Annotated in this window: 11 protein-coding genes, 1 pseudogene and 1 riboswitch; of the genes and pseudogenes, 10 read left to right on the top strand and 2 right to left on the bottom strand. The window is 74.9% G+C overall.

Annotated elements, in window-relative coordinates; translation table 11 throughout:
- The first annotated feature begins 299 nt into the window (after positions 1-299).
- From ACIPSJ_RS20495 to ACIPSJ_RS20475, 5 genes are read left to right on the top strand one after another with little or no spacing between them, the layout of a single operon-like run.
- Positions 300-3,416: a crotonase/enoyl-CoA hydratase family protein gene (locus ACIPSJ_RS20495; protein ID WP_401347520.1), complete on the top strand. Its 3,117-nt coding sequence runs from the start codon at positions 300-302 to the stop codon at positions 3,414-3,416.
- A gap of 32 nt (positions 3,417-3,448) precedes the next feature.
- Positions 3,449-4,621 carry a thiolase family protein gene (locus ACIPSJ_RS20490; RefSeq protein WP_401347518.1) on the top strand — a complete coding sequence of 391 codons (1,173 nt, stop codon included), beginning with the start codon at positions 3,449-3,451 and terminating at the stop codon, positions 4,619-4,621.
- A 14-nt stretch (positions 4,622-4,635) separates the two neighbouring features.
- Positions 4,636-5,046 carry a Zn-ribbon domain-containing OB-fold protein gene (locus tag ACIPSJ_RS20485; protein ID WP_401347516.1) on the top strand — a complete coding sequence of 137 codons (411 nt, stop codon included), beginning with the start codon at positions 4,636-4,638 and terminating at the stop codon, positions 5,044-5,046.
- Positions 5,043-6,530, top strand: a complete 1,488-nt coding sequence (locus ACIPSJ_RS20480) for an aldehyde dehydrogenase family protein (protein WP_401347515.1) — start codon at positions 5,043-5,045, stop codon at positions 6,528-6,530. Before ACIPSJ_RS20485 ends, ACIPSJ_RS20480 begins: the two co-directional genes overlap by 4 nt.
- 22 nt (positions 6,531-6,552) lie before the next feature.
- The gene (locus tag ACIPSJ_RS20475) at positions 6,553-7,647 is read left to right on the top strand and encodes an NAD(P)-dependent alcohol dehydrogenase (RefSeq protein ID WP_359223907.1); all 1,095 of its coding nucleotides are present in this window, start codon (positions 6,553-6,555) and stop codon (positions 7,645-7,647) included.
- 106 nt (positions 7,648-7,753) lie between these two features.
- On the opposite strand, the gene ACIPSJ_RS20470 is transcribed toward ACIPSJ_RS20475, so the two are convergent.
- Positions 7,754-8,233: a MarR family winged helix-turn-helix transcriptional regulator gene (locus ACIPSJ_RS20470; RefSeq protein ID WP_401347513.1), complete on the bottom strand. Its 480-nt coding sequence runs from the start codon at positions 8,231-8,233 to the stop codon at positions 7,754-7,756.
- A 132-nt stretch (positions 8,234-8,365) separates the two neighbouring features.
- Here ACIPSJ_RS20470 and ACIPSJ_RS20465 point away from each other — a divergent pair.
- From ACIPSJ_RS20465 to pgm, 5 genes and pseudogenes are all read left to right on the top strand, one after another.
- Positions 8,366-9,168 (top strand): annotated as a pseudogene (locus ACIPSJ_RS20465) (LysR family transcriptional regulator).
- A gap of 62 nt (positions 9,169-9,230) precedes the next feature.
- The gene (locus tag ACIPSJ_RS20460) at positions 9,231-10,277 is read left to right on the top strand and encodes an enoyl-CoA hydratase/isomerase family protein (protein WP_401347510.1); all 1,047 of its coding nucleotides are present in this window, start codon (positions 9,231-9,233) and stop codon (positions 10,275-10,277) included.
- A 67-nt stretch (positions 10,278-10,344) separates the two neighbouring features.
- Positions 10,345-10,485: riboswitch (cobalamin riboswitch) on the top strand.
- 36 nt (positions 10,486-10,521) lie between these two features.
- Positions 10,522-10,743: a CbtB-domain containing protein gene (locus ACIPSJ_RS20455; RefSeq protein ID WP_355715506.1), complete on the top strand. Its 222-nt coding sequence runs from the start codon at positions 10,522-10,524 to the stop codon at positions 10,741-10,743.
- A gap of 22 nt (positions 10,744-10,765) precedes the next feature.
- Positions 10,766-11,521: a CbtA family protein gene (locus ACIPSJ_RS20450; protein ID WP_359223913.1), complete on the top strand. Its 756-nt coding sequence runs from the start codon at positions 10,766-10,768 to the stop codon at positions 11,519-11,521.
- Positions 11,522-11,815: 294 nt separating this feature from the next.
- Positions 11,816-13,456, top strand: coding sequence for a phosphoglucomutase (alpha-D-glucose-1,6-bisphosphate-dependent) (gene pgm, locus ACIPSJ_RS20445; RefSeq protein WP_401347507.1), 1,641 nt, complete (start codon positions 11,816-11,818; stop codon positions 13,454-13,456).
- A 53-nt stretch (positions 13,457-13,509) separates the two neighbouring features.
- Here pgm and ACIPSJ_RS20440 read toward each other — a convergent pair whose 3' ends face one another.
- Positions 13,510-16,836 (bottom strand): BTAD domain-containing putative transcriptional regulator, encoded by a 3,327-nt coding sequence (locus tag ACIPSJ_RS20440; protein WP_401347504.1) that lies wholly within the window; start codon positions 16,834-16,836, stop codon positions 13,510-13,512.
- Between the last annotated feature and the right edge of the window lie 170 nt (positions 16,837-17,006).

The raw sequence follows: 17,006 nt of genomic DNA, 5'->3' as shown, positions 1-17,006 counted from the left end.
CCAGTAGATCACCGTCCTCGCGCCGCCTCCAGAAGCCGGTGACGTTGCCGCCGCGGACACGTGCACATCAGCGAAACGGACATGTACAGGCACGTTCGGCCCGGGTGAGGCTGAGGACACGGAAACGCGGAGTTCACACGGCCGACACCCGGCCGCCGCGGCTCTCCGACGCGCGCTGGTAGGGGCGTTCCCGCCCCGCACCCCCGTCGTGCCCCCTTCATCGCCCCAGGCCATGGGTGGGTCCGGCGTGCCCGCGTCGGTGCGTCGTGGCGTCGGGCGGCCAGCCCGGAGGTTGAGTCATGACCGAAGCAACGCCCTTGCACGGAATCCGGGTGGTCGACACCACCGACGGACGCGGCGAGGGAGCCGGCCGCTTCCTGGCCGCCCTCGGCGCCGACGTCGTCCTGGTGGAACCGCCGGCCGGCGCCCGTGCCCGCGGCCGGGCCCCGCTCCACGGGGGCACCAGCCTCTACTTCGCGGTCCGCAACGCGGGCAAGCGCGGCGTCACCCTCGACCCGCACACCGACGACGGCCGCCGCGACCTGCGCGCCCTGCTGGACACCGCCGACATCTGGATCGAGTCCGGGCGTTGCGACCTCCCCGGCCTCGACTACGACACCGTGGCGGCCCGCAACCCCCGGCTGGTGCTGGTCACCATCAGCGACTTCGGGCTCACCGGCCCGTACGCCGGATACGCGGCCACCGACGCCGTGCACGCGGCCCTGAGTGGCCTGCTGTCCCGCTCCGGTCTGCCCGGGCGCCCGCCGCTGCCGCCGCCCGGTTCGCTGGTGACCGAGTCCGCGAACCTCCAGGCGGCCTGGGTGGCCCTGCTCGCCCACTACAACAGCCTCCGCACCGGCCACGGCGACCACATCGACTTCTCCGTGCACGAGGCCGTCACCCAGCTCCTCGACCCCGGGTTCGGCATGGGCGGCTCCGCGACCGGCGGCAAGCGGGCCGCCGACTGGCCGCCCGGCAGGCCGTCCGCCGGACACCTGTACCCGATCTTCCGGTGCGCCGACGGCCTGGTGCGCATCTGCGTCCTCGGCGTCCGCCAGTGGCGGGGCCTGCGGGCCTGGCTGGGCGAACCGGAGGAGTTCGCCGGCCCGCGCTACGAGAACCTCGCCGTCCGCTTCCAGGAGGCCGACCGCATCCAGGCCCGGATCGCCGCCCACTTCCAGGACCGCACCCGCGACGACCTGGTGCGCCAGGGCCAGGAACACGGGGTGCCCATCGCCGCCGTGCTGACCGCCGGCGAGACCCTGTGCGCCGGGCACTACCTGGAGCGCGGTGCCCTGGCCGACCTCGAACTCGCCCCCGGCCGCACCGCCCGGGTGCCCACGGGCTTCCTGGAGGTCGACGGCGTCCGTGCGACTCCCTCCCGCCGGGCCCCGCTGCCGGGAGAACACAACGCCGAGGTCCTCGGCGAGGCGCGAACTCCCGGGGAACCGGCCGCCACGGCCGCCGAACGCGCCCACCCGCTCGCCGGGCTCCGCGTCCTCGACCTCGGTGTCATCGTGGCCGGGGCCGAGCTGGGCCGGCTGCTCGCCGACCACGGCGCCGACGTCGTCAAGGTGGAGAACCGCGCCTTCCCGGACGGCGGGCGCCAGTCCATGACCGGTGAGGTCATCACCGCGTCGGCGGCCTGGGGCCATCGCAACAAACGCAGCCTGGGCCTCAATCTGCGCGACCCGGAGGGCGCCGCACTCTTCCGGCGGCTCGCCGCCGAGGCCGACGTCGTGCTCTCCAACTTCAAGCCGGGCACCCTCGAAGCCCTGGGCCTCGGCCCGGACGTCCTGCTCGGCCTCAACCCCCGCCTGATCGTCGCCGACAGCAGCGCCTTCGGCGGGAGCGGTCCGTGGAGCCGCCGGATGGGCTACGGCCCGCTCGTCCGCGCCTCGACCGGCCTGAGCGACCTGTGGAGCTACCCCGGTGACCCGGACGGCCACAGCGACTCGGTCACCATCTACCCCGACCACGTGGTGGGCCGGGTCGGCGCGGCGGCCGTCGTCGCCCAGCTGATCCGGCTGCGCGCGACCGGCCACGGCGGCACGGTCGGCATCGCCCAGGCGGAGATCATCCTGGACGCCCTCGCCGAGCACCTGGCGGCCGAGTGGCTGGCCCCCGGCTCGCTGCGGGCCACCGCGGACGGGGTCTACCCCTGCGCGGGCGACGACCAGTGGTGCGTCGTCGACGTACGGGACGACACGGACCGGGAGCGGCTGCGGGCCGTGGTCGGCGACGGGGACCTGGCCTCCTGGACCGCCGCCCGTACGCCCCGCGAGGTCACCGAACTCCTCCAGGCGGCCGGTGTCCCGGCCGCGCCGATGCTCCGCGTCCCCGAACTGCTCACCGACCCCCAGCTGCTGGCCCGGGGATTCTTCACGGAGCTGTGGCAGCCGACGCTCGCCGAGGCGCTGCCCGCCGAGGCCCGCCCGGCCCGCTCGCGGCACCTCGCCGACCCGCCGCAGCGACCGGCACCCCTGCCCGCCGAGCACACCCGGGAGATCGCCCGCGAGCTGCTCGGTCTGACCGAAGAAGACATCGACAAGCTCGTCGCCCGCGGGGTGCTGGAGGACCAGGAGGCGACCCCGGGGGCGACCCGGGAAGCGGCCCCGGAGGCGACCCCCACCGTGCCCGCGGTCCTCGTGGAACGGCGTGGCCACGTCATGGTCGTCACCCTCAACCGGCCCGAGGCCCGCAACGCCGTCAACGCGGCCGTGGCCCTGGGCGTCGGCCGGGCGCTGGAGGAGGCCGACCGGGACCCGGGGATCCGCGCCGTCGTCATCACCGGCGCCGGGGACAAGGCGTTCTGCGCGGGCGCCGACCTCAAGGCGGTGGCCCGGGGCGAGAACATCATGCCGCCGGAGGCGAAGGACTGGGGGTTCGCCGGATACGTCAGCCACCACATCGGCAAGCCCACCATCGCGGCCGTGCGCGGCTTCGCCCTGGGCGGCGGCACCGAGATCGCGCTCGCCAGCGATCTGGTGGTGGCGGCCGAGGACGCCTCCTTCGGACTGCCGGAGGTGAAGCGGGGCATCATCGCGGGCGCCGGGGGCGCCTTCCGGCTGGCCGCCCAGCTGCCGCCCAAGGTCGCCATGGAACTGCTGCTCACCGGCGACACCCTGGACGCGGCCACCGCACGCGACCTCGGCCTGGTGAACCGGGTCGTCCCCGCCGACCGCGTGCTCACCGAGGCCCTCGCCCTGGCCGACCGGATCGCCGCCAACGCCCCCCTCGCCGTCCAGGCCAGCAAGCGCATCGCCCGAGGCATCGGCACCGGGCGCGTGGAGTCCGAGGGGGCCGACTGGGAGCGCACCCGCCAGGAGGGCCGGGCCGTCATGACCTCCCGGGACGCCCAGGAAGGCCCCCGCGCCTTCGCCGAGAAGCGCGTTCCCGTCTGGCAGGCCCGCTGAACCGCAGTATCAGGAAAGGCAGTTGACCCATCGTGACCACGAACCCCGCCCGCGGCCCCGTCATCGCCGGCCTCGGCATCACGGAGCTGGGCAAGGTGTACGGCCGTAGCGCCGCCGACTTCGCCGCCGACGCCGTACGCCGTGCCACCGCCGACGCGGGCCTCGCCCTCGCCGACCTCGACGGACTGCTCACCAGCAGCGGAGTGACCCCCGGTGTCGGCCTCGCCCTGCAGAAGCAACTCGGCCTGCGCGACCTGCGGCTGCTGTCCGAGATGCAGGCGTACGGCTCCACCGCCGGCGCCATGGTGCAGTGCGCGGCGATGGCGGTCCGGGCCGGCATGGCCGAGACCGTCGCCTGTGTCTTCGCCGACGCCCCGCTGAAGGAGAAGACCCCGGCGAGCGCGGCCTACGCCGGCGCCCGCGGCCTGTCCGGCTGGGACGGCCTCGTCACCGCGGCCGGCATCGCGGGCGCCAACCCCCTCTACGCCCTGGCCGCCCGCCGCCACATGGACACCTACGGCACCACCAGCGAGCAGCTCGCCCATATCGCGGTGGCCCAGCGGGCCTGGGCGGCGATGAACCCCCGCGCCCAGTTCCGCGACCCGATCACCGTCGAGGACCACCAGGCGTCCCGGATGATCGCCGAGCCGTTCCACCTGCTCGACTGCTGCCTCGTCAGCAACGGCGGCATCGCCGTGATCGTCACCACCGCCGAACGCGCCGCCCAGCTCGCCAGGCCGCCCGTGCACGTGCTCGGCTGGGCGCAGTCCCACCCCGGCCGCCCCATGCACCGCGACAGCGACTTCGGCCTGGTCAGCGGCGCCGCCCAGGCCGGCCCGGCGGCCCTGAAGATGGCCGGGGTCGCCATCGGCGAGGTGGACGTCGCCGAACTGTACGACTGCTACACCTTCACCGCGCTGCTCACCCTGGAGGACTACGGCTTCTGCGCCAAGGGCGAGGGCGGTGCCCTCGCGGCCGGCGGCGCGCTCGCACCCGGCGGCTCACTGCCCGTCAACACGGGCGGCGGGCAGCTCTCCTCCTACTACCTGTGGGGCATGACCCCGCTCTCCGAGGCCGTCCTGCAGGCCCGCGGCGAAGCGGGCGAACGCCAGGTGCCCCGCCACGACATCGTCCTGGTCAGCGGCAACGGCGGCATCCTCGACCACCATTCGACGCTGGTCCTCAGCCCCCACCCGCACACCTGAGCCCCGGAGCCACCGTGACCCTCCCCGCCGTCCGACGCGACCCCGCCACCGGCCTCTTCTTCGACGCCACCGCACGCGGCCAACTCCTCCTCCGCCGCTGCACCGCCTGCGGCACCCATGGCGCACCCCCGTCCGACTCCTGCCCCCGCTGCCGGAACGCCACGGCCGACTGGGAACCGGCCGCCGGCACCGCGACCGTCGTCTCCTGGACCGTCGTCCACGGCCGCACGCCCGGCGCGGAGCGGACCGCCGCACTCGTCGAACTCACCGAGGGCCCCTGGATGTACGCCGCCCTGCGCGGACTGCGTCCCGGTGAGCGCCCCTGGGCCGGCATGCCCGTCGCCGTCGCCTTCGAACGCCCCGAGGGCGGCGAGGCGATCCCCGTCTTCCACCCCGCCGACCGAACCGGAGAGAACGCCGCATGAGCACCGCCCTCGCACCCCTGCCGGCCGACCCGTCCGCCGCCCTCCAGCGGCAGCTCCTCGACGCCCAGCGCGCCGCGTTCCTCGCCGAGGGCCCGCCCGCCCTCGACGTACGGCTCGACCGCATCGACCGCTTCCTCGCCTGCGTCCTGGAACACGCCGAGGACCTGTGCGTCGCACTGGACGCCGACTTCGGCTCCCGCTCCCCGCTGGCGAGCCTGGCCAGTGACATCGTCGGTGTCCTCCCCGACGTCCAGCTGATCCGGGAGCACCTCGCGCAGTGGATGGCGGACGAGGAACTGCCCGGCTCCGCCGAGGCCGGCACGCCCGCCTACGTCCAGACCCGCCCCAAGGGCGTCGTCGGGGTGATCGGACCCTGGAACTTCCCGGTCACCCTCGTCGTCCAGCCCGCGATCGAGGCGCTGGCGGCCGGCAACCGCGTGATGATCAAGTTCTCGGAGGTGGCCGGGCACACGGCCGACGTCTTCGCCCGGGCGGTCGCCACCCGCATGGACCCCGAGGAGGCCGCGGTCGTCCGCGGCGGGGTCGCCGCCGCGTCCGCGTTCTCGGCGCTCCCGTTCGACCATCTCCTCTTCACCGGCTCGCCCGCCGTCGGCGCCAGGGTCGCGGAGGCGGCCGGGGCGAACCTGGTGCCGGTGACCCTGGAACTGGGCGGCAAGAACCCCGTCGTCCTCGGCACGGACGCCGACCTCGACCTCGCCGCGGAACGCGTCGCCGCCATGCGGCTGATGAACGGCGGCCAGATCTGCCTCTGCCCCGACTACGTCCTCGTACCGCGCACCCGCCTGGACGACTTCGTGGCCCGCTACGGACAAGCGGTCCGGACGTACTTCCCCACCTGGCTGGAGAACCCGGACGTGGTCTCGATCATCGACGACCGCAACTTCGACCGGGTCACGGCCCTCGTCGCCGACGCCCAGGCCAAGGGCGCCCGCGCCGTGACCCTCGTCCCACCGGAGGAGGCCCCCGCCCTGCCCCGGCGCGCGGGCCGCCGGATCGCCCCCACCGTGCTGCTGGACGTGACCGAGGAGATGACGATCGCGTCGGAGGAGATCTTCGGCCCGGTCCTGGTGGTGTACCCGTACGACGACCTCGACCAGGCCATCGACCACGTGGCCGCCCGCCCCAGCCCCCTCGCGGCCTACTTCTTCGGCTCCGACGGGCCGCAGTTCCGCCGGTTCGTGGAGCGGACCACCTCCGGTGGCGTCACCCGCAACGACCTCGCCGCGCACTGGGGGGTGGAGGGCGCGCCCTCGGGCGGCATCGGGCGCAGCGGCATGGGCGCGTACCACGGACGGGTCGGGTTCCTGACGTTCAGTCACCGCCGGACGATCGCCGCCAGTACGGTCACCACGGGCCTGGCCCAGCGGCTGCTGCCCCCGGCGGGCGAGGCGGAGGCCGAGGCGCTGCGCGGCCTCGTCACCCAGACCCTGACCGACCTCCACGCCCGTATCAACGGCGCCTGACCCGAAGGGATCCGGACCACTCGTGCGTACTCAGGCGGCCGTCTCGTACGGCCCGGACAGCGGCTTCACCCTCCAGGACGTCGAGATCTCGGACCCCCGCCCCGACGAGATCCTGGTCCGCCTCACCGCGGCGGGCATCTGCCACACCGACCTGGTCACGAAGGCCGTGATGCCGGCGGGAGTGCCCGCGGTGTACGGCCACGAGGGCGCCGGCGTCGTGGCGGCGGTGGGCGCCGAGGTCACGGGCGTGCGGCCCGGCGACCGGGTCGTCCTCAGCTACAACAGCTGCGGCAGCTGCGCCCGTTGCGCGGCGGGGCGACGGGCGTACTGCGCCCGGTTCGCGCCCCTGAACAACGCGGGGCACCGCCCGGACGGCAGCACCACCCTGACCCGGCGGGGCGCCGGCGTCTGGTCCTCGTTCTTCGGCCAGTCGAGCTTCGCCCGGCACGCCCTGGCCACCCGCGAGAACGTGATCGTGGTCCCGGCGGACACCGACCTGGTGACCGCCGCGCCGATGGGCTGCGGCTTCCAGACCGGCGCGGGGTCGGTGCTGAACATCCTGCGCCCCGGACCCGGTTCCGCGCTGGTCGTGTTCGGCTGCGGCGGGGTCGGGCTCGCCGCGGTCATGGCGGCCGCCGCCCTGGGCACCGGCACGGTGATCGCGGTGGATCTCGCCGAGGACCGGCGCGCACTGGCGGCGGAGGTGGGCGCCACCCACACCCTGGACGGTGCGGGCACGGACCTCGTCGACCGGATCAGGGACCTCACCGGCGGCGGCGCGACCCACGCCTTCGACACCACCGGAGCCCCGCCGGTCGTCCGCGACGCGGCCCTCGCCCTCGCCCCGCTCGGCTCCCTGGTCGTCGTCGGCCTCGGCGCGGCGGACATCGGCATCGACGCGATGGACCTCATCGGCGGCGGCAAGACGATCCGCGGCAGCATCGAGGGCGACGCCGACCCGCGGGACCTGGTCCCGCTCCTGCTCGACTGGCAGGCGGCGGGCCGCTTTCCGGCGGAACGCCTCGTCACACCGGTCCCGTTCGAGCGCATCGACGAGGCGGTCGCCCGGATGAGCACGGACATCGTCAAACCGGTCCTCACGTTCTCACCGGCGTGAGACCCGCCTGTGCCTCGGCCGCCTCCGGCGCCCCGCGAGGGACGCGGCCTTCGGTCCCGCCCGGCCGCGGCCGTGGCGGTCGGCTCCCCGCCCGGCCGTCCTGGCCCTAGCTCAGCGGCCGGCCGGCGTCGCCCGTCGCGGCCAGGAGCCTGCTGCCGATCTCGCGCAGCTGCCGGACCTGGGTCTGGGTGAGCGGGTCGAGGACGAGACGGCGTACGGCCGCCACATGACCCGGTGCCGAACCCACCACCTTGGCCCAGCCCGCCTCCGTGAGCGTCGCCACCGTGAAGCGGCCGTTGTCCCGGTCGGGCCCCCGGCGCAGCCAGCCGCGGTCCTCCAGCCGCCGCGCGACATGGGAGAGCCGGGACAGCGACCCGTTGGCGAACAGCGCCAGCTCGCTCATCCGCAGGGTGCGGCCGGGCGCCTCGGAGAGTCCCGCGAGCACCTGGTACTCGAAGTGGCTGAGTCCCGCGTCCCGCTGCAACTGCGCGTCCAGCTCCGCGGGCAGTCTGAGCAGCATCCCGGCCAGAACGAGCCAGGCGCGCGTCTCGTCGTCCGTCAGCCAGCGCGGCTCGGGAGTCTCCATGGGGAAAAGCCTAGCTTGACGCCTCAAGTGATCGTACTGGCGGGTTCAGTTGATGCTTCAAGCCGGTGGGTGGCGTCCGCAGCCGAACCCGGCGTGGCCCGGCCCGGCTCGGGGGAAGGTCACCCCGGCCGTCTGTACCGGCTGCGCCTCCTGCGCGAACTCAAACACCGGGGCACCCTCGCCGCCGTCGCCGCGGCCCTGCCGTACGCCCCCTCCTCGGTCTCCCAGCAGCTCTCCCGACTGGAGGCCGAGGTCGGGGTCCCGCTGCCGGAGCCGGTCGGACGGCGGGTGCGGCTGACCGAACAGGCCGAGATCCTCGTCGCCCACACCGAAGCGGTCCTGGAACGCCTGGAGCGCGCCGAGGCCGACATCGCCACCTCCCTGACCGAGCTGACCGGCACCCCGCGCGTCGCCACGTTCCAGACCGCGGCCCTGGCCCTGGTACCCGCCGCGCTCCGGCTGCTCCAGGAGGCCCATCCGCATCTGCGCGTCCATGTCACCCACCGGGAACCGGAGAAGTCCCTTCCGGCCCTACAGGCCCGCGACTTCGACCTGGTCCTCGCCGAGGAGTACCCCGGGAGCCCCCATCCACGGCCCGCCGAACTCGCGTACGAGCCCCTGGCACCCCCGCACGGCGCTGGGCCGCGGGCGTCTGCCGCGACGCCGGTTTCGAACCCGACGTACGGTTCGAGACCACCGATCTGCTGCTCCACCTCCGCCTGGTGGAAGAGGGCCTCGCGGCCGCCTTCCTGCCCGGTCCGGTCCGGAGCGGGCCGCCGGAGTCGGTCGGGCTGCGGGAACTCGCCGCGCGACGCCGTGTCCTCACCGTCGTACGCCGTGGCCGGGGCGGGCACCCGGCCGTGGTGGCCTGCCGCGACGCCCTGCGCCGAGCCGCCGCGCCGCGGACGGACCGGTCGGGGGAAGATCGTCCCTGACCACCGCGTCCACCGCTGCTGGAAGGAACCGACGAGATCATGCGCGTCACGGAGGCGTCCGGATGAGCGACGTCCTGCTGCACACGGCCGGTCGGGCCGCACATCTGACGCTCAATCGGCCCCGGGCCATCAACGCCCTGTCGCACGCGATGGTGCTGCGGATCGCCGAGGCCCTGACGGCGTGGGAGCACGACCCCGCCGTGGAGACCGTCGTCATCAGCGGCGCGGGGGAGCGCGGCCTGTGCGCGGGCGGTGACATCCGCGCCGTCCACGACGACGCCCGCGACGGGGACGGCACCGCCTCGGCCGCCTTCTGGCGCGACGAGTACCACCTCAACGCCCGGATCGCCCGCTATCCGAAGCCGTACGTCGCCCTCATGGACGGCATCGTGATGGGCGGCGGTGTCGGTGTCTCGGCTCACGGCAGCGTCCGGATCGCCACCGAACGCTCGCGGATCGCCATGCCGGAGACCGGCATCGGCTTCGTCCCCGATGTCGGCGGCACCCATCTGCTCGCCCGCGCCCCCGGCGAACTGGGCACCCATCTCGCCCTGACCGGCGCACCGATCGGCGCCGCCGACGCCCTGCTGTGCGGGCTCGCCGACCACCACCTGCCGTCCGGCGCGCTCCCGGCGTTCGTCGCCGACCTCGCCGACCTGCCCGTGCCCGAGGCGCTCGCCCGGCACGTACGGCAGGCGCCCGAAGGCGAACTGGACGGGCAACGGGCCTGGATCGACGCCTGTTACGGCGGCGCGGACACCGTCGAGGAGATCCTCCACCGGCTGCTCGCCCACGGCGACCCGGCGGCCAAGGAGACGGCGCAGACCCTGCTCACCAGGTCGCCGACCGCCCTGAAGGTCACCCTCGAAGCCGTCCGCCGGGCCCGGCGGCTCGGTTCGCTGGAGCGGGTCCTGGACCAGGAGTACCGGGTCTCCTGCGCGACCCTCGCCACCCACGACCTGGTGGAGGGCATCCGCGCCCAGGTCGTCGACAAGGACCGCGACCCGCACTGGTCACCGGCCACCCTCGCCGAGGTCTCCGACGCCGACGTCGACCGCTTCTTCGCCCCGCTCGGCGCGCGCGAACTGGGCCTCGCGCCGACCGGCTGAACCCCGCCGGTGACCGCCCACCAGGCGGGAGATGAAGATCACGCCTGGTGACGCGGTCTTGGCCGTGCCCCTGACACGCGGTACGGTCTGTCCGATATCGACGACGGCGAGACGGAAGCCGGTGGGAATCCGGCACGGTCGCGCCACTGTATGCAAGAGCCCCCGGGCGCTTGCGAGTCAGACCCGTGGCCGTCGTCCAACGCACCACCGAGATGGGACGCGAACTCCCAGAGGAGGTCCTGCCATGGCGCAGACCGTCGCTCCGCCGACAGCCAACACCCCTGCCGTTCCCGCCAAGCTGCCGCTGTCCGCGATAGCTCCCTGGGCGGTCTTCTTCGGCATCCTGATGATGATCCTGCTCTACTTCGTCGGCGCCGAGCAGGGCGCCACCTCCGTGTTCAGCGGCACGGACGTCCACGAGTGGGTGCACGACGCCCGCCACCTCCTCGGCTTCCCCTGCCACTGACGCGAGGGACGCCGTACCGCCCATGAACTCCGCAACGGTTCGCAACCTCCTGGTGCGGGGCATGCTCGCCGGCCTGGCCGCCGGCGTGCTCGCCCTCGTCGTCGCCTATGTACTCGGTGAGCCGAACGTCGACAAGGCGATCAGCTTCGAGGACGCCCACGCGCACGAGCACGAGATGGAGGTCGTCTCCCGCTCCCTGCAGTCCACCGCCGGCCTGGCCACCGGTGTCCTGGTCTACGGGGTCGCCTTCGGCGGCATCGCCGCCCTCGCCTTCTGTTTCGCCCTCGGCCGCGTCGGCCGCTTCTCGCCACGGGCGACCGCGCTGCTGCTGTCCGGCAGCGCACTGCTCGCCGTGTACGTGGTGCCGTTCCTCAAGTACCCGGCCAACCCGCCCTCCGTGGGCGACCCGGACACCATCGGCAAGCGCACCACCCTGTACTTCCTGATGATGCTGCTCGGCGTGCTGCTGGCGGTCGCCGCGACCATCCTCGGCAAGCGGCTCCAGCCCCGGCTGGGGACCTGGTGGGCGTCCGTGCTCGCGGTGGTCGGGTTCGCCGTCGTCATCGCACTGGCCTACCAGTTCCTGCCGGCCGTCAACGAGGTGCCGAAGGACTTCCCGGCCACCCTGCTGTGGCGGTTCCGGCTCTCCGCGCTCGCCATCCAGGTGACGCTGTGGGTCGGATTCGGGCTGCTCTTCGGCGAGTTGGCCGAGCGCGTGCTCAACCCGAAGCCGGCGAAGGCCCCGTCCGCCCGCCGGACGGTCCCCGCGGCACACTGACCGACCCGACGACACGCGAGGGCCCTTCGGCACCACCGGGGGCCCTCTCGCACGCCCGGCGGCTGCCTCGGACACGCTCCGGACGCGCTCGCCGACCGCCTCGGCGGTCGTCTTCGAGCGGCGTGACCACGAGACGTCCGGGACCCGCGCCCGGGAATCCCGCGCCCGCTGTGAACCGGCCGTGAACCCGCCGTGTCTTCGCGGCCGAGCCGGTGCCGCACTCGCGTCCGCCACCGTCGGCAGGGAAAGATGGGCGTCGAGCGATCGATCAACGACTGCGGAGGAAGTGGACTCATGCCGCATGAGCGAGCGGGCCGGCCGGCGGCTCCGGAGGACCTCGTCGACGTGGCCAGGCTGGTCACGGCCTACTACGCGCTGCACCCCGATCCGGCCGACCCCGCCCAGCGGGTCGCGTTCGGCACCTCGGGACACCGCGGATCGTCCCTGACGACCGCGTTCAACGAGGACCACATCGCGGCCACCAGCCAGGCCATCTGCGAGTACCGGAGCGGCCAGGGCACCGACGGCCCCCTCTTCCTGGGCGCCGACACCCACGCCCTGTCCGAGCCCGCCAAGGTCACCGCCCTGGAGGTGTTCGCCGCCAACGGCGTCACCGTCCTCGTCGACAGCGCCGACGGCTACACCCCCACCCCCGCCGTCTCACACGCCATCCTCACCCACAACCGGGGCCGTACGACCGGACTCGCGGACGGCGTCGTGGTCACCCCCTCGCACAACCCGCCCGCCGACGGCGGCTTCAAGTACAACCCGCCCAGCGGCGGCCCCGCGGCCTCCGACGCCACCTCCTGGATCCAGGACCGCGCCAACCAGATCATCGCGGGCGGCCTGAAGGACGTACAGCGCATCCCGTACGAGCGGGCGCTCGCCGCCCCCACCACCGGCCGCTACGACTTCATGGGCGTCTACGTCGACGACCTGCCCAGCGTCCTCGACCTCGACGCGGTCCGGGCCTCCGGGCTGCGGATCGGCGCCGACCCGCTCGGCGGTGCCTCGGTCGCCTACTGGGGCCGGATCGCCGAACGGCACTCGCTCGACCTCACCGTGGTCAACCCGTACACCGACCCCACCTGGCGGTTCATGACGCTGGACTGGGACGGCAAGATCCGCATGGATTGCTCCTCGCCGTACGCGATGGCCTCGCTCATCGAGAAGCGCGACGAGTTCCGCGTCGCCACCGGCAACGACGCCGACGCCGACCGGCACGGCATCGTCACCCGCGACGCCGGCCTGATGAACCCCAACCACTACCTCGCCGTCGCCATCTCCTACCTCTACCGCCACCGTGAGCAGTGGGCGGCGGGCGCCGGCATCGGCAAGACCCTCGTCTCCTCCTCGATGATCGACCGGGTCGCCGCCGACCTCGGCCGCCGACTCGTCGAGGTACCGGTCGGGTTCAAGTGGTTCGTGGACGGACTGGTCAGCGGTGCCATCGGGTTCGGCGGCGAGGAGTCGGCCGGCGCCTCCTTCCTGCGCCGGGACGGCTCCGTCTGGACGACCGACAAGGACGGCATCCTGCTCGCCCTGCTCGCCTCCGAGATCACGGCCGTCACGGACCGGACCCCGTCCGAGCACTACGCCGACCTCACCGCCCGCTTCGGCGAACCCGCCTACGCCCGCATCGACGCCCCCGCGACCCGTGAGGAGAAGGCCCTGCTCGCCAAGCTCTCCCCGGCCCAGGTCACCGCCGAGACCCTGGCGGGCGAACCGGTCACCGCCGTCCTCACGGAGGCGCCGGGCAACGGCGCGGCCATCGGCGGCATCAAGGTCACCACGGACAACGCCTGGTTCGCCGCCCGCCCGTCCGGCACCGAGGACGTCTACAAGATCTACGCCGAGTCCTTCCAGGGCCCCGACCACCTGGCCCGGGTACAGGAAGAGGCCAAGGCAGTGGTGATGAGCGCCCTCGGCGCCTGACACCCACGCCGGAGGCGAGCACCGGACCCGTCCGGACCACCGCCTCCGGCACGTCAGGTCGCGAAGGTGCGGCGGCGTGTCCGGGCGTCGGCCAGGTCCGCGGCGGCCCGGCGGGCGCTCTCGGCGAGATGGGCCGAACCCCAGGCGTGCGCGGTGCGTTCGGCGAGGGCGTAGCCCTCCGCCGCGGCGCGGTCGTCGCCGAGGAGGCGGTGCAGGTCGGCGAGGGCGTGGGCGAGGGGGCGGCCGGCGTAGGCCGCGCCGGCGGTGCCCGCCAGCTGGTCGCGCAGGGGGAGCAGGTGGGGGAGGAGGGCCGCCGCGGTGTCATGGTCGCGGTGGAGCACGGCGAGTTGGGCGCGGAAGTCGAGTTCCAGGCCGTAGAGGTGGTCGCGGAGCGGTTCCGCGGAGACGGGTACGGCCAGCGCCTCGTCGAGCCTGCCCAGGCGGGCCAGGACGAGGGCCTGGGCCACCGCGACCGGACCGCCGGCGGACTCGTACACGGCACGGACCATCGGCTCGATCTCGGCCGTGCGGTCCTGGGCGAGCCGCATGCTGATCAGCCCCAGCGTCCGCAGCCCGGTGGCGTGGTGGGCGCCCACCCGCTGGAGCAGGGTGTCGGCCTCGGCGTAACCGGCCTCCGCCGCCTCGAAGCGGCCGGTCACCGCCGCCAGCATGGCCGAGCTCGCGGCGCTGAGCCCCTGCGCCCACACCAGGCGGTAGCGGCGGGCCAGGGCCAGGCCCTCCACGGTGTGCCGGCGCACGGCGGCGGGGTCGTTGCGGGCGGCGGCGGTCATCGCGTCGAGGTGCTCGCAGACCCAGCGGTAGGCGGGCAGGTCGTGGGCGTGGGCGAGGCCGCGCAGCTCGGCGGTGAGCGGCGGCCGGTCCGCCGCCCGGGTCTCGTGCGGCAGCAGCCGGGCCGAGGTCATCAACGCGGCGGCCATCAACCGGGGTTCGCCGTCCGCACGGGCGAGCGCCAGCTGGGCGCCGGCCGCCTCCAGGGCCCGGTCGGCGTCCTCGGCGGCGACCGCGTCGACGAGGACCTGCAGGACCCGGGCCCGGGTCGGACCGTCCAGCCCGGGATCGGCCGCGAGGCCTTCGAGACGGGCCAGGGCGGTCCGGTCGTACGGCCCTTCGAGCCGGCTGCGCCAGGGCGCCGGCTCGGTCCAGGCCCCGTAGACGGCCGCGACCAGGTCGCCCCGGTCGGCCTGCTCGGCGAGTTCGACGGCCCGCTGCCGGGTGCGCCGGGCCGCGTCCGTGGCGCCGGTGCGCACCTGTGCGCCCAGCAGCCGCACCAGCAGGTCGATCAGCAGGTCGGGCGGGGCACCGTCGCCAGCGGTCGCGGTGCGGGTCTCGATCGCCTGCTGGATCAGGGTGACGGCGACGTCGTGGGCGTAGCGCCGCTCGGCGGTCTCGGCGGCCCGCAGCGCGTAGTCCACGGCGAGCGGGGCGTCGGCGGCGCTGCCGGAGCGGGCGAAGTGGTGGGCCAGCGCGGCGAGTTCGCCGGGACGGTGGCGGCGCAGCAGCCGGGCGACTTGGGCGTGCAGCCGGGCGCGCCGTACGCCGGACAGGTCCGCGTAGACCGTGTCACGGACCAGGGCGTGCACGAACCGGACGCGGCCCGGCCCGGGTTCGGCGAGCAGGTCGGCGGCGAGCGCGGCGTCGAGGCCCTCCAGCACCTGTTCCTCGTCCGCCCCGGCGGCGTCGAGGAGCAGGGCGACCTCGGTCTCCAGGCCCAGCACGGCGGTGAGCCGGACGACGGACCGCGCGGGGGCGGGGAGGAGCGCGAGGCGCCTGCGCAGGACGTCGCGCACCCCCTGGGGGACCTCGGAGACCGCGACCAGAGCGCCCTCGTCGGCGAGCAGCCGGGCGCTCTCCAGCACGTAGAAGGGGTTGCCGCCGGTGCGTTCGGCCAGCGCCGTCACCGTCGCCGCGTCCACCGGGGTCCCGCAGACGGCGGCGACCAGGGTGGCGGTGTCCTGCGGGGCCAGACCGCCCAGCGCGATCCTGCTGGGCGCGGTCGGCGCCAGCTGGGCGAGCGACTTGAGGAGGTGCTCGCCGACCTCGGCGGGCCGGTAACCGGCGACCACGAGCAGCGGGACGCCGGTGACGGCCGCCGCCGCCTCGACCAGGGCCAGGGTCTCGGCGTCGGCGCGGTGCAGGTCGTCCAGCAGGACGGCGAGCGGCGCGCCCGAGGCCGCGGCGCGCAGCCAGGCGGCGAAGGCGCGGTGCATACGGAAGCGGCCGGCGGTGGCCTCGTCGCGGCTGGGGGCCCTCGCGCTCTCCGGCTCCTGCAGCAGCACCGCCAGTTCGTCCGGCCGCTCCGGGGGCACCTCGCGGGCGAGCGCGCCGAGCGCCTCCACCCACGCCCAGGCGGGCGGGGCGCCCTCGTACTCGGGGCAGCGTCCCACCACCACCCGCCAGCCGGCCTGTCGCAGCGCGGCGGCCGACCGTTCGAGGAACGCGGACTTGCCGGCCCCGGCCTCGCCCGTGACCAGCACCAGGCCACCCGCCTGGCGCGCGGCCCGGGCGGCCGCGTCCACGGCACGCAGCTCCACGCCCCTGCCGACGAACAGCCCGCGCCCGGTGCGCACCGCCGGCTCGACGGGCGCGGGCTCGGGTACGGCCGCGCGCAGGACGTCGAGCCGCCCGGCGAGCACGGCGTGCTCCAGCCCCCGCAGGGCGGGCCCGGGGTCGCAGCCGAGTTCCTCGCGCAGCACGGCGGTGGCCCGGCGCAGCGAGGCGAGCGCGTCGGCCCGCCGGCCGCACGCCCACTGGGCGAGCGCCAGCAGCCGCCAGCCCTCCTCGCGCAGCGGGCTGTCCCGGACGAGCGACTCGGCGTCGGCCGCCGCCTGCGCGGCCCGGCCGGTGCGCAGATCGGCGGCGACGGCGAGTTCACCGGCCTCGGCGCGCAGCCCGGTCAGCCGGGCCACCTCCGCCGCGGCCCACTCCTCGTCCGCGTGCTCGGCGAAGGCCGGCCCGCGCCACCAGCCGAGCGCCTCGGCGAGCAGCCGCCGGGCCTCCTCGGCCGGGGCGCCGCGGGCCCGGCCCACCCAGGTCTCGAACCGCCAGGCGTCCACCGCGTCCCCGGCCAGCCGGAGCGCGTATCCCGGGGGAGCGGTCACCAGCACGGCCGCCGGCGCGCGCGGCGGCCGGCCCGGCTCCAGCGACCGGCGCAGATTGGACAGATAGGCGTGCAGCGACACCGTGGCCTTCGCCGGCGGCTCACCCCGCCACAGCGCGTCCGCCATCCGCTCGACCGGTACGACACCGCCCCGGGCCGCGATCAGCAGCGCGAGCACGGCGCGCTGCCGCGGAGCACCCAACGCGACCGGTGACCCCGCGACTTCGGCACCCAGCGGACCCAGGACTCGCAAACGCAGCACGCCGCGGGAATCTACCCGAGCACGGCGTCGATGCCGTCAACAGACGATAAACGCGGTGCCGTCAGGGCCGTCGACACGACTGGCGCGCCGCATGCCAAGCCGGCCGCCAAGCGGACGCCAAGAGGGCCGCGGCACGGTGGGCGACCGAACACCGACACACCTGATCGCTG

The organism is Streptomyces sp. NPDC090088, from assembly GCF_044747345.1.
Lineage (GTDB): Bacteria > Actinomycetota > Actinomycetes > Streptomycetales > Streptomycetaceae > Streptomyces.
The sequence above is the reverse complement of the archived record's forward strand: the minus strand, read 5'-3'. Positions and strand labels throughout refer to the sequence as shown.

Excerpts from the sequence above, each read along its gene's own strand:
- ACIPSJ_RS20495 (WP_401347520.1), top strand. The coding sequence starts at position 300 with ATGACCGAAGCAACGCCCTTGCACGGAATCCGGGTGGTCGACACCACC.
- ACIPSJ_RS20480 (WP_401347515.1), top strand. The coding sequence starts at position 5,043 with ATGAGCACCGCCCTCGCACCCCTGCCGGCCGACCCGTCCGCCGCCCTC.
- ACIPSJ_RS20470 (WP_401347513.1), bottom strand. The coding sequence starts at position 8,233 with ATGGAGACTCCCGAGCCGCGCTGGCTGACGGACGACGAGACGCGCGCC.
- ACIPSJ_RS20460 (WP_401347510.1), top strand. The coding sequence starts at position 9,231 with ATGAGCGACGTCCTGCTGCACACGGCCGGTCGGGCCGCACATCTGACG.
- ACIPSJ_RS20455 (WP_355715506.1), top strand. The coding sequence starts at position 10,522 with ATGGCGCAGACCGTCGCTCCGCCGACAGCCAACACCCCTGCCGTTCCC.
- ACIPSJ_RS20450 (WP_359223913.1), top strand. The coding sequence starts at position 10,766 with ATGAACTCCGCAACGGTTCGCAACCTCCTGGTGCGGGGCATGCTCGCC.
- pgm (WP_401347507.1), top strand. The coding sequence starts at position 11,816 with ATGCCGCATGAGCGAGCGGGCCGGCCGGCGGCTCCGGAGGACCTCGTC.